The organism is Streptomyces fuscichromogenes (assembly GCF_014645815.1).
GTDB lineage: Bacteria > Actinomycetota > Actinomycetes > Streptomycetales > Streptomycetaceae > Streptomyces > Streptomyces fuscichromogenes.
The window spans coordinates 141779-152658 of sequence record NZ_BMML01000010.1 but is presented as its reverse complement, the minus strand read 5'-3'; the positions used below and the strand labels follow the sequence as shown (position 1 = coordinate 152658).

The 10880-nt window shown below is 72.3% G+C and carries 11 protein-coding genes and 1 pseudogene; 7 read left to right on the top strand and 5 right to left on the bottom strand.

The genetic code is table 11. From position 1 onward, the window contains the following. Positions 1–178 precede the first annotated feature (178 nt). From IEZ11_RS23030 to IEZ11_RS23020, 3 genes are all read left to right on the top strand, one after another. Positions 179–1303: a PP2C family protein-serine/threonine phosphatase gene (locus tag IEZ11_RS23030; RefSeq protein ID WP_189264737.1), complete on the top strand. Its 1125-nt coding sequence runs from the start codon at positions 179–181 to the stop codon at positions 1301–1303. Positions 1304–1508: 205 nt separating this feature from the next. Next, a complete protein-coding gene (locus IEZ11_RS23025; RefSeq protein ID WP_189264736.1) occupies positions 1509–2849 on the top strand; it encodes an NsdA family TPR-like regulatory protein in 1341 nt (446 codons plus the stop codon). A gap of 65 nt (positions 2850–2914) precedes the next feature. Beyond that, entirely contained in the window at positions 2915–3451 is a 537-nt protein-coding gene (locus IEZ11_RS23020; RefSeq protein ID WP_189264735.1) for an NUDIX hydrolase, read from the top strand. Here IEZ11_RS23020 and IEZ11_RS23015 read toward each other — a convergent pair. After that, a complete protein-coding gene (locus IEZ11_RS23015; protein ID WP_189264734.1) occupies positions 3448–3705 on the bottom strand; it encodes a hypothetical protein in 258 nt (85 codons plus the stop codon). The genes IEZ11_RS23020 and IEZ11_RS23015 overlap by 4 nt on opposite strands. Positions 3706–3913: 208 nt before the next feature. Continuing rightward, complete coding sequence (locus IEZ11_RS23010; RefSeq protein WP_189264733.1) at positions 3914–4774, bottom strand: 3-hydroxybutyryl-CoA dehydrogenase; 861 nt, start codon at positions 4772–4774, stop codon at positions 3914–3916. A 170-nt stretch (positions 4775–4944) separates the two neighbouring features. Here IEZ11_RS23010 and IEZ11_RS23005 point away from each other — a divergent pair, with 170 nt between their 5' ends. Continuing rightward, positions 4945–6195 (top strand): glycoside hydrolase family 10-like protein, encoded by a 1251-nt coding sequence (locus IEZ11_RS23005; RefSeq protein ID WP_189264732.1) that lies wholly within the window; start codon positions 4945–4947, stop codon positions 6193–6195. Positions 6196–6292: 97 nt separating this feature from the next. On the opposite strand, the gene IEZ11_RS23000 is transcribed toward IEZ11_RS23005, so the two are convergent. Both IEZ11_RS23000 and IEZ11_RS22995 read right to left on the bottom strand, forming a co-directional pair. Next, positions 6293–6493 carry a DUF1918 domain-containing protein gene (locus IEZ11_RS23000; RefSeq protein ID WP_189264731.1) on the bottom strand — a complete coding sequence of 67 codons (201 nt, stop codon included), beginning with the start codon at positions 6491–6493 and terminating at the stop codon, positions 6293–6295. A gap of 13 nt (positions 6494–6506) precedes the next feature. Next, positions 6507–7469 (bottom strand): DMT family transporter, encoded by a 963-nt coding sequence (locus IEZ11_RS22995; protein ID WP_189264730.1) that lies wholly within the window; start codon positions 7467–7469, stop codon positions 6507–6509. Between IEZ11_RS22995 and IEZ11_RS22990 the strand changes: the two genes are divergently transcribed. The 3 genes from IEZ11_RS22990 (at position 7468) to IEZ11_RS22980 (ending at position 10112) form a co-directional block, all read left to right on the top strand. Next, entirely contained in the window at positions 7468–8913 is a 1446-nt protein-coding gene (locus IEZ11_RS22990) for an aminotransferase-like domain-containing protein (RefSeq protein ID WP_189264729.1), read from the top strand. The genes IEZ11_RS22995 and IEZ11_RS22990 overlap by 2 nt on opposite strands. A gap of 42 nt (positions 8914–8955) precedes the next feature. Continuing rightward, positions 8956–9402, top strand: a complete 447-nt coding sequence (locus IEZ11_RS22985; RefSeq protein ID WP_189264728.1) for a GNAT family N-acetyltransferase — start codon at positions 8956–8958, stop codon at positions 9400–9402. Positions 9403–9518: 116 nt separating this feature from the next. Further along, complete coding sequence (locus tag IEZ11_RS22980; RefSeq protein ID WP_189264727.1) at positions 9519–10112, top strand: histidine phosphatase family protein; 594 nt, start codon at positions 9519–9521, stop codon at positions 10110–10112. A gap of 272 nt (positions 10113–10384) precedes the next feature. Here IEZ11_RS22980 and IEZ11_RS52230 read toward each other — a convergent pair. Beyond that, positions 10385–10816, bottom strand: a pseudogene (locus tag IEZ11_RS52230) (DUF6314 family protein); the annotation flags it as partial. Between the last annotated feature and the right edge of the window lie 64 nt (positions 10817–10880).

Sequence of the window (10880 nt, the reverse complement as noted above, 5' to 3'; positions counted from 1 at the left end):
CGCGCAGTTCCCCGCGCCCCTTTCGGGGCGCTTGAGTGCGGTGTCTTGGGATGGATCACTCATTTGGGTGAGATCCAACCTGGACATGGTCCTTTCGGGGCATGCCGTCGACAGAATCGGACCGGCCTCTCGGGGTCGGTCCGTCTGTTCTGGCAGGGCCTATATGGGGGCCATCGGCATGATCCGCATCAAGGCTGGGGTTCCCCGCGGCAGGCGGCCCCGGACGAACCCACGGCCCACCCGTCGCGCCCTCGACCTGGGGTTGCCCACGGTGTGGGGCGCCGTCGCGGTCGGCTACAGATTCGGCTGCCCGCTGGCCGAGCAGCACGGGCTCGGTGCGCGGATCGTCACCAGCGCCGTGTTCTTCGCGGTCGGCACCGGGCTGATACTCCATGTCCGCCGGGCCCTGCTCCGGGAGTTGCGGCAGGCCCGTATGGTCGCCGGTGCCGCGCAGAGCGTGCTGCTGCGGCCGCCGCCGCCCCGGCTCGCCGGACTGAGCCTGGCCGCGGCCCAGCTCTCCGCCGACCGGGGCGCGAGCATCGGCGGCGATCTCTACGAGGCCGTCGCCACCGAGTACGGCGTACGGGTGGTGATGGGCGACGTACGCGGGCACGGGCTGTCGGCGATCGGTACCGTCGCCGCGGTCCTCGGCAGCTTCCGCGAGGCCGCCCACGACGAACCCGAACTGGGCCGCGTCCTGGGCCGCTTGGACCGCGCCCTCGCCCGACACCTGCGAGAACGAGCCAGGGCCGAACACCCCGCCGTCGGGGCCCAGGACCCGGACAGCCCGGTCGCCGAGGAGTTCGTCACGCTGCTGCTCCTGGAGATCGCGGGGGACGGCGAGCTCCGGGTGATCAACTGCGGACATCCCTGGCCGTATGTGCTCAGCGGTGCGCGGGTGGAGCCACTGTCGACGGCCGATCCGCTGCCGCCCCTCGGCCCGTTCCCGCTGCCGTCGGACCTGGCCGCCACCGACTGCGGCCACCTGCACCCCGATGAGTCCCTGGTCCTCTACACGGACGGCGCGGAGGACGCCAGAGACGCGAGGGGACGCTTCTTCCCGCTGCGGGAGGCACTGGAGAAGTCCGTACGAGACCGGCCGGTCTCCCCCCAGGCCATCCTGAGGACCGTCTTCACCGCCCTGCTCCACCACGCGAACGGCCGCCCGACCGACGACATCGCCCTCCTGGTCCTCCACAACGAACGCCGGCACCAGCGCGCCCCCTTGGGGGCGCGGGGAACTGCGCGAGCAACCCCCGCCCAGCCGCAGTCGACGAACTGCCTTGAGTGGCCCCTTCTTTGATCGTCGGCCAAGCCAACGGCCAGGCCACCGCACTGTACGAGGGGGGAGCCGGCGGCCCGGCCGGCCTCTTGCGAGGCGATTAAGTCAACCGTCCCGACACGCTCCGCGACAGTGTGCGCACGCTACGGATACGCGCACTCGGTTCACACCCCGTGTGAACGCAACCGCACTACGCTGACCGCACCAGGCCACTCGGGGGGCATCCATGCAGCCCAACTCTCTGCTCGACGCGATCCTGGACGAGGCGGGGATCTCGCACGCCGGGCTCGCCGCCCATGTCAACCAGGCGGGCCGGGCCCGTGGACTCGCGCTGCGCTACGAACACACCGCCGTCGCGCGGTGGCTGAAGGGCCAGCGGCCGCGCGGCCAGGTGCCGGACCTGATCTGCGAGGTGCTCGCCGCCCGGCTGCACCGGCCGGTCACCCTCGACGACATCGGCCTCGGCGTACCCGGCGAACCCAGCGTCCCGCACGCCACCTCGCTCTCGGGCTTCGTCGAGCGGGCCACCGCCCTGTGGCGCTCCGACGAACAGCAGCGCCCGCACATACTCGGCGCCCCCGCGGTCACCGGTACGCCCGCCGTGATGCCGGTGTGGGAGTGGGAGAACCCTCCGGAGGACGTCGACGTCTCACGGGGCGGCCGGCACCGGGTCACCCCGTCCGACCTGGAGATGCTGCGCTCCGCGCGGGCGCACTACGAGCAGATGTACCGCAAGGCCGGCGGCATGGCCACCCGCACCCGGATCGTCGGCTTCCTCAACGCCGAGGCGGCTCCGCTGCTGCGCGGCAGCTACACGGATGCCACGGGCCGTCAACTGCACCGGGCGACCGGCGGGTTGGTGGCGATCGCCGGTATCTGCGCATACGACTCGGACGCGCACGGCCTCGCCCAGCGCTACTTCCACCAGGCGCTGCGGCTGGCAAAGGCCAGCGGGGACCGCGGACTCGGCGCCTACGTCATCGCGCTGCTCGTCAACCAGTCGCTGTTCATGCGGGAGTTCCGGCAGGCCGTCGCCTTCGCGGAGGCCGCGCTGCGCACCGCGGGCAAGCACATCACCCCCGCCCTCGCCTCCGACCTCTACGCGATGCAGGCCAAGGCGTACGCCCACCTCGGCGACGGCACGAGCGCGCTGTCCTGCATCCGGCGGGCCGAGACGGCCGCCGAACGCATCCGGCGGGGCCACGAGCCCGACGAGACCGGCTATGTCCAGCCCGGTCTGGTCAATGTGCAGGTGGCCGAGGCGCTGCTCAGCCTCGGCGAGCTGGCCGCCGCCCGCGAGCATGCCGCGGCCGCCGTCGACAACCCCGCCCACGACCGGGGCCGGGTGCACCGGCTGGCCATGCTGAGCACCATCGAACTGCGCCAGGGAAACGCCGACAACGCGGTGGCCACGGCCGTGCAGATGGCCGAGCAGGCCCGCGGAATGGAGTCCCAGCGCCTGCGCGACAGACTCCGCGCGGTACGCGAGCACCTCGTGCGCAGCGGCGGCGTGGGAACCGCCGAGGCCGCCGAACTGATCGACGGTGCACTGCGCGTACCGCTCTAGGCGCGGTAGGCCTTCGAAGCCGCTGCTGCGATATTGCCACTTACTCGGCGGAAGGTGGCAGAACCATGCAGTGGACGAAACAGAACGAACAAACTGTGTATGAAAACCGCTGGTTCAGCGTCAATCTCGCAGATGTCGAGCTGCCGGACGGCCGGCACCTCGACCACTTCCTGATACGGCTGCGGCCGGTGGCCGTGGCGACGGTGGTCAACGAGGCGGGCGAGGTCCTCCTCCTGTGGCGCCACCGTTTCATCACCGACAGCTGGGGCTGGGAACTCGCGGCGGGAGTCGTCGAGGACGGCGAGGACATCGCCGTCGCGGCCGCCAGGGAACTGGAGGAGGAGACCGGCTGGCGGCCGGGGACCCTGCACCATCTCATGACCGTGGAGCCGTCCAACGGCCTCACCGACGCCCGGCACCACATCTACTGGTCCGATGAGGGCGAGTACGTCGGACACCCCGTGGACGACTTCGAGTCGGACCGCCGGGAGTGGGTCTCCCTCAAGCTCGTCCCGGACATGATCGCCCGCGGGGAGGTCCCGGCCGCCAACATGGCGGCCGCGCTACTCCTGCTGCACCACCTGAGGCTCACCGACGACTAGTGGGCCAGCGCCTGCCAGACCGTGACGACCAGGGCGCCCAGTGCGGTGAGCGCGGCGATCGAGGGCAGCGGCCAGCGGGCGTGTTCCAGCGAGGCCAGGCGGGTGTTGAGCTCGTCCAGTTCCTTGGCGGTCTCCTTGGTCCGGTGGCTGAGCAGGTTCAGCCCTCCCTCGACCTGGGCGTAGGCCACATCGAGGCGACGACGTAACTCTGCGAGTTCTCCTTGGACCACGGGATGCTCCGGTTCGGCGGTCACGGGTCCACTCCTTTGCGTGATCGAGGGTGTTGTTCCGCATCCCTGTGCATGCGCATGAAGAGTGAACTCGCCTGGTGAGCGCGTGGGGAGAGTGTGCGACGGGCATATGCGTGCCCACGGTGCACACGGTGTGTGAAACACGCGGGCCCGGCACCGTCACCGGTGCCGGGCCCGTGGCGCATCGCTCACCGTGACCGCCGGGGTGTGCTCACGCGTAGGTGTAGAACCCCGACCCCGTCTTCCGCCCCAGCCGCCCCGCCTCGACCATGCGCTGGAGCAGCGGGGGAGCGGCGTACAGCGGCTCCTTGTACTCGGTGTACATGCTGTTCGCGATGGAGACGATGGTGTCCAGGCCGATCAGGTCGGACAGCTTCAGCGGGCCCATCGGGTGGGCGCAGCCCATCTCCATGCCGTTGTCGATGTCCTCGCGGCTCGCGATGCCGGACTCGAACATCCGGATGGACGAGAGCAGGTACGGCACCAGCAGCGCGTTGACCACGAAGCCGGAGCGGTCCTGGGCGCGGATCGCGTGCTTGCCGAGCGTCTTCTCGGCGAACACCTGGGCCCGGCTGATGGTGCCCTCGGAGGTGGTGAGCGCGGGGATCAGCTCGACCAGCTTCTGCACCGGGGCCGGGTTGAAGAAGTGGATGCCGATCACGTGGTCGGGACGGGAGGTCGCGACCGCCAGCTTCACCAGCGGGATCGAGGAGGTGTTGGAGGCCAGGATCGCGTCCGGGCGGGTCACCACCTGGTCGAGCACCTGGAAGATCTCCGTCTTCACCTGCTCGTTCTCCACGACGGCCTCGATCACCAGGTCGCGGTCGGCGAACTCGCCGAGGTCCGTGGTGAAGCTCAGCCGGGCCAGCGTGGCGTCCCGCTCCTCCGCCGAGATCTTGCCGCGCTCGGCGGCCTTGGTCAGGGAGTTGTACAGCCGGGTGCGGCCGATCTCCAGGGCCTCGCCGGTGGTCTCGGCGACCCGCACGTCCAGGCCCGCGCGGGCGCAGACCTCGGCGATGCCCGCTCCCATCTGGCCGCAGCCCACGACTCCGACCTTCTCGATGTCGGTCACATCGTCCCCTTCGCTGATCTACGGGCGGCCCGCAGGCCTCCGGATCCGGCGCCTGCTCCGTTCGTGCACGTTACCCGTAAGTATCGATGATCGATCGTCCGGGTGGGGGCATCCTGTGCCGCGGAGGCGATCCGTGACCGAACGGATCCGGAGAGTGAGAGGGTCTGACGATGGCACGAGTGTCTCGCAGGGCGTTCGCGCTGGCCGCACTGTCCCTGGCGGCGTCGGCCGCACCGGGCGCGTCGGCGGCACCGGGCGCGGACGCGCCGCCGGGACGGCCCCGCCGGGCGGTCACCGAGATGCGCGGCATGTGGCTGGCGACCGTCTCCAACCGTGACTGGCCCTCACAGGCCGGGCTGTCGGCCGCGGACCAGCACAAGGAGCTGACCGCCCTCCTCGACAAGGCGGTCCACTACCGGCTCAACACCGTGATGTTCCAGGTGCGGCCCACCGCGGACGCGTTCTGGCCCTCGCCGTACGAGCCCTGGTCGCAGTACCTCACGGGCACCCAGGGCAAGGACCCCGGCTGGGACCCGCTGGGCACCGCCGTCGCGGAGGCGCACGCCCGGGGCCTGCAGCTGCACGCCTGGTTCAACCCGTACCGGATCGCCAACAACACCGACCCGGGCAGGCTCGTCGCCTCGCACCCGGCCCGCAAGCACCCGGACTGGGTGGTGCCGTACGGCGGCAAGCTCTACTACAACCCGGGCATCCCGGCCGTCCGCACCTTCGTGGAGCAGGCGATCCTCGACGCGGTCGCCAGGTACCCGGTGGACGCGGTCCACTTCGACGACTACTTCTACCCGTACCCGGTGGCCGGCCAGACCTTCGACGACGACGCCGCGTTCGACGCCCACGGCGGCGACTTCTCCTCGCGGGCGGCCTGGCGGCGGGACAACATCGACAAACTGGTGACCGAGACCGCCGACGGGGTGAAGAAGCTGCGGCCCGGCACCCGGTTCGGGATCAGCCCGTTCGCGGTGTGGCGCAACGCCACCACCGACTCCCTGGGTTCGGACACCAGGGCGGGTGTCGAGACGTACGACGACCTCTACGCGGACACCCGGAAATGGGTGCGGGAGAACTGGATCGACTACCTCGTCCCCCAGGTGTACTGGCAGATCGGCAACTCGGCCGCGGACTACGCCAAGGTGGTCGACTGGTGGGCGGGCGTGGCCGACGGCTCCGGGACCCGGCTGTACATCGGGGAGGCGCTCTACCAGGCGGGGGCCGCGGGTGCCGCCTCGGCCTGGCAGGACCCGGCCGAGCTGTCCCGGCACCTCACCCTGGCCGGCCGCTACCCGCAGGTCGGCGGGCATGTGTACTTCGCGGCGAAGGAGGTGGCCGCCGATCCGATCGGGGCGCTGTCACGGGTGGTCGCCGACCACTACCAGCAGCCGGCGACCGTCAGCGCCCCGTAAGAGGCGCGGGGCTGTATCCGACATGCGGCTACCGCCGCGTGAGCGCGACCAGCCCCCACCGGCCCGCAGCAGGCGAACGGCCCGACCGGCGGAGCGCTCAGCGCTGTTCGTGGGTCTCCCGATGCCTGACCTGGCAGTCCGGACCGGGGGACATGATGGCCTCGTGACCGTCCTCGAAGCGGACCCGGTAGGGCGGACTGCCCTCGGGGCCGAGTACCTGGACGATTTCCGAGACCTGGTCGTGCTGTCCGACCACCCTGCCGTGCTGGACAAGCTGGTCGCCCTCGGATGCACGCATCTCCAGGGCCTCCTCATGATCGCGATCGTTGGGTGACGGCGATGCACACGAGCACGGCGGCGGCCGTGAGTGGAGCGGCCGCGGTGAGGTGCTCACCCAGCAGCAGCACCGACCACACCAGTGTGAGCAGCGGCTGGGCCAACTGCAACTGGCTGGCCTTCGGAATGCCGACGGCCGCCATGCCCCGGTACCAGACCACCAGGCCGAGGAACTGCGAGCCCACCGCCACCCACAGCACACCCGCCACCCCGTGCGCGTTCCAGACGACCGGCTGGTACGACAGCGCGACCACCGCGGCCGGCACGGTCAGCGGCAGACAGCCCACCAGCGCCCAGCCGATGACCTGCCAGCCCGGCATGATCCGGGCCAGCCGGCCGCCCTCGGTGTAGCCGGCCGCGCACACCACGAGGGCCGCGAACAGGTAGCCGTCGGCGGCCGTGAGCGCCCCGCCGCTCTGGGCGACGGTGAACGCCAGCACGGCCGCCGCGCCCGCCAGGGCCGCCGCCCAGAAGGTGCGCGAGGGGCGGATGCCCATGCGCAGGGCCGAGAAGAGGGCGGTGGTCAGCGGGAGCAGGCCCACCACGACCGCCGCGTGCGAGGTGGTGGAGGTCTCCAGGGCCAGCGTGGTCAGCATCGGGAAGCCGAGGACGACTCCGGCCGCGACGACGGCCAGCCCCGCCCAGTGCCGGCGCTCGGGCAGTCGCACCCGGAGGAACAGCAGGCAGCCGCCCGCCAGGACCGCCGCGAGCACACTGCGCACCGCCACCAGCGCCCACGGCCCGAAGCCTTCGAGGCCCCAGGCGGTGGCCGGGAAGGTGAGGGAGAAGGCGACGACACCGAGCGCGGCCTGGAGGGTGCCGCTCCGCGGGGAGGAGCCGGCGGCCGGGGAGCGGGCCGGGGCGGGGGCCGCGGCGTCGGCCGGGGGTGTGCTGACCGCTATCGAAGTCGAACTGGTAGCGCTACTCTGTGCTCTCATGCAAGAGCGTAGCAGTGTGGCAGAACTGGCGGAACAGCTGCGGCGGGACCTGGACCGCTACTCGGAAGGTGGAAAGCTCCCGTCGAGCCGGACCCTCGTCGAACGATTCCGGGTGAGCCCGGTGACCGTCTCCCGGGCGCTGGCCCAGCTGGTCGCGGAGGGCCTGGTCGTCACCCGGCCCGGCGCCGGCGCCTTCAAGGCCCCACCGCGCGCCGCGGCCGAGCCCACCGGTGACACCTCCTGGCAGGAGGTGGCGCTCAGCGCCGACGGAGCCCTCGACGTGGTCCCGCGCACCGTCGACGCCTCCGGGGTCACGGTGTGCCTGGCCGCCCCGCCGCCCGGCGTGCTGGAACTCAGCGGCGGTTACCTGCACGCCTCCCTGGAGCCGGAGCGTGCCATGGCGGCGGCGCTGGCCCGGGCCGGCCGCCGCCCCGGCGCCTGGGGCCGGCCGCCGCTCGAAGGCCTGCCCGAGCTGCGCGAGTGGTTCGCGCGGGACATCGGCGGCGCGGTCACCGCCGCCGAGGTGCTGATCGCGTCCGGCGGTCAGTCCGCGCTGGCCACCGCCCTGCGCGCGCTCGCCCCGCCCGGCGCCCCGGTCCTGGTCGAGTCGCCCACCTACCCCGGCATGCTCGCCATCGCCCGTGCCGCCGGCCTGCGCCCGGTGCCGGTCCCGGTCGACCCCGACGGCGTGCGGCCCGCCCTTCTCGCCGACGCCTTCAAGGCCACCGGCGCCCGGGTCCTCGTCTGCCAGCCGCTCTTCCAGAACCCGACCGGCGCGGTCCTCGCCCCCGACCGGCGCGCCGAGGTGCTGGGCATCGCCCGCCGGGCCGGCGCGTTCGTGATCGAGGACGACTTCGTACGACGGCTGGTGCACGCGGACGCGGGCCCGCTGCCCCGCCCCCTTGCGGCCGACGACCCCGACGGAGTCGTCGTCCACGTCGGCTCGCTCACCAAGGCCACCTCGCCGAGCTTCCGGGTGGCCGCCCTGGCCGCCCGCGGCCCGGTCCTGGAACGCCTGCGCGCCATCCAGATCGTCGACACCTTCTTCGTGCCCCGCCCCCTCCAGGAGGCCGCCCTGGAACTCGTCGGCTCCCCGGCCTGGCCCCGCCACCTGCGCAACCTCGCCGCCGAACTGAAGACCCGCCGGGACACCCTCACCGGCGCCCTCGCCCATCAGATCCCCGAACTCGCCCTCCCGCACATCCCCTCCGGCGGCTACCACCTCTGGCCGCGCCTCCCCGAGGGCACCGACGACGTGACCCTGACCGCCGCCGCCCTGCGCGCCGGCGTCGCCATCACCCCCGGCCGCCCCTACTTCAGCGCCGAAGCCCCGGCCGCCCACGTCCGCCTGAGCTTCGCGGCGGTCGCCGGGACCGGGGAGATCCTGGAGGGGGTACGACGGCTGCGCGCCGCGTGCGACGAGGTGCTGCGTCCCGGACCCTGAAATCCGATCGACGCCGGGGCACGGACCGGCGAGGATCCCCGCATGAGCGACACACCCGGCCTCCCCGAGGGCTACGAGTTCTCCGCCGACACCGACCGCGTGGACGTCGAGCGTGTCCACCGCTGGCTGTCGACCGACGCCTACTGGGCGACCGGCCGCCCGCCGGAGCAGCACCGGCGCGCGATGGCGGCCTCGCTCAACTTCGGGGTCTACGACATCGTCACCGGGGAGCAGGTGGCCTATGCGCGCGTGGTGACCGACCATGCGCTGTTCGCCTGGCTCTGCGACGTCTACGTCGACCCGTCGGTGCGCGGCAAGGGCGTGGGCACGGCGATGGTCGGCGCGGTCCGCGAGCACCTGCGGCCGTCCGGCGTGCGGCGTGTGCTGCTGGCCACCCATGACGCCCACGGGGTCTACGCGAAGCTCGGATTCGCCCCGCTCGAACACCCGGACCAGTGGATGGCGCTCTACTACACGTCGCCCGAGTGACATTCCGGCTGACTTGTCGGACACCTCCTGACCTTTGGGTAACATTTCCTCCACGTCCGAGAACTCATCGCCCGATCGCCCTTGACCTGCGTACATGCGCGTCACACCATCGCCGCATGCCACTTCGGGTCACGTTCGTCGCGGCCGCGCGCAGCTCGCCGCTGCTCGCGGAGCGTTTCGAGGACGACCGCCCGCTGGACACGGCGGGCTGGGACGAGGTGCAGCGCGTCGCCGCCGAGCTGGTGCCCCTGGCGGCGGCCGAGCTGCGCTACTGTTCGCCGACCCCGCGCAGCCGGGCGACCGGCGACGTGCTGGGGTACGCCCCGCTGGTGCAGCTCGCCCTGCGCGACTGCGACATGGGCCGCTGGCGTGGGCTGACCCTGGGTGAGGCGATGGCCAGGGAGCCGGACCAGGTGGACGCCTGGCTCACGGACCCGCGCGCCACCCCGCACGGCGGCGAGTCGCTGCTGTCGTTCATCTCCCGGGTCGGCGGCTGGCTCGACACCCGCCCCGTGGACGACGGCGGCCGTATCGTCGCCGTGGCCGAGCCCTCGGTGATCCGGGCCGCCCTCGTCTACGCCCTGAAGGCACCCCCCTCGACCTACTGGAACATCGACGTGCGCCCGCTCTCGACGACCACGGTCACGGGCCGCGGCGGCCGCTGGAACCTACGCTTCGACACGGCGGCGGCGCAGGCCTCCCGCACGTAGCGCTCCGCTGGGAGAGGCCGTGTCGGGGCGCCGGCCGACTACGGCGCCGGCCTGTCCGGTCGGTCCGCAGGAAGTGCCGGGACGCGTCGTCGTTCAGGTGCCGCGTCGTCGTGGCCGGTCGCGCAGTTCCCCGCGCCCCTTCCGGGGCGCTGGTGTGACGGGTCGGTTTGCAGGGGGTGCCGGGATGCGTCGTCATTCGGGTGCCGCGCCGTGGTGGCTGGTCGCGCAGTTCCCCGCGCCCCTTCGGGGGCGCTGTTGTGGCGGTCCGCGTGTGCGTAGTCGGTCGTCAGGAGCAGGTTCTTCGCCGGGCCGGCGACCCGCCAGACCGTGCGCCAGTGGTCGGGGTCCAGGACCGTGAACTCGCCGCGGTAGAGGTCGGCCGCGCAGGGGTGGTCGGTGACATGGCGGCCTGACGTCAGGTCCAGGTCGTGGAAGGGGCGGTCGTCGGAGAAGCGCACGTCCGCGGTGCCCGGCCGGGCCCCCGGCAGGAAACGCAGGGTGCGCTCGGCGGGCCGGGCCACGCCCTGCCAGGTGAACGTCCCCGACTCCTCGTGCAGCAGACCGCCCCCGTCCAGGGGCCGGAACGTCGTGACCCCCTCGAAGCGGCCCTCGTCCCCGCTCGCCAGATCCCGCACGGTCCGGTCCACCCGCCACCGTCCGGCCAGATGGGCCAGCACATCCGCCACGGGCCAGAACTCACCCACGGTCATCCCTTCGTCGGCCACCACCCTACGTCGCCCCGCCCCATTGACGCGCTCATGACCTTTT

Bases quoted from the DNA above. Each gene is read 5' to 3' on its own strand.
- IEZ11_RS23030 (WP_189264737.1), top strand. From the start codon at position 179: ATGATCCGCATCAAGGCTGGGGTTCCCCGCGGCAGGCGGCCCCGGACG.
- IEZ11_RS22995 (WP_189264730.1), bottom strand. From the start codon at position 7,469: ATGAGAGCACAGAGTAGCGCTACCAGTTCGACTTCGATAGCGGTCAGC.
- IEZ11_RS22980 (WP_189264727.1), top strand. From the start codon at position 9,519: ATGCCACTTCGGGTCACGTTCGTCGCGGCCGCGCGCAGCTCGCCGCTG.
- IEZ11_RS22990 (WP_189264729.1), top strand. From the start codon at position 7,468: ATGCAAGAGCGTAGCAGTGTGGCAGAACTGGCGGAACAGCTGCGGCGG.
- IEZ11_RS23000 (WP_189264731.1), bottom strand. From the start codon at position 6,493: ATGCGTGCATCCGAGGGCGACCAGCTTGTCCAGCACGGCAGGGTGGTC.
- IEZ11_RS22985 (WP_189264728.1), top strand. From the start codon at position 8,956: ATGAGCGACACACCCGGCCTCCCCGAGGGCTACGAGTTCTCCGCCGAC.
- IEZ11_RS23020 (WP_189264735.1), top strand. From the start codon at position 2,915: ATGCAGTGGACGAAACAGAACGAACAAACTGTGTATGAAAACCGCTGG.
- IEZ11_RS23005 (WP_189264732.1), top strand. From the start codon at position 4,945: ATGGCACGAGTGTCTCGCAGGGCGTTCGCGCTGGCCGCACTGTCCCTG.
- IEZ11_RS23025 (WP_189264736.1), top strand. From the start codon at position 1,509: ATGCAGCCCAACTCTCTGCTCGACGCGATCCTGGACGAGGCGGGGATC.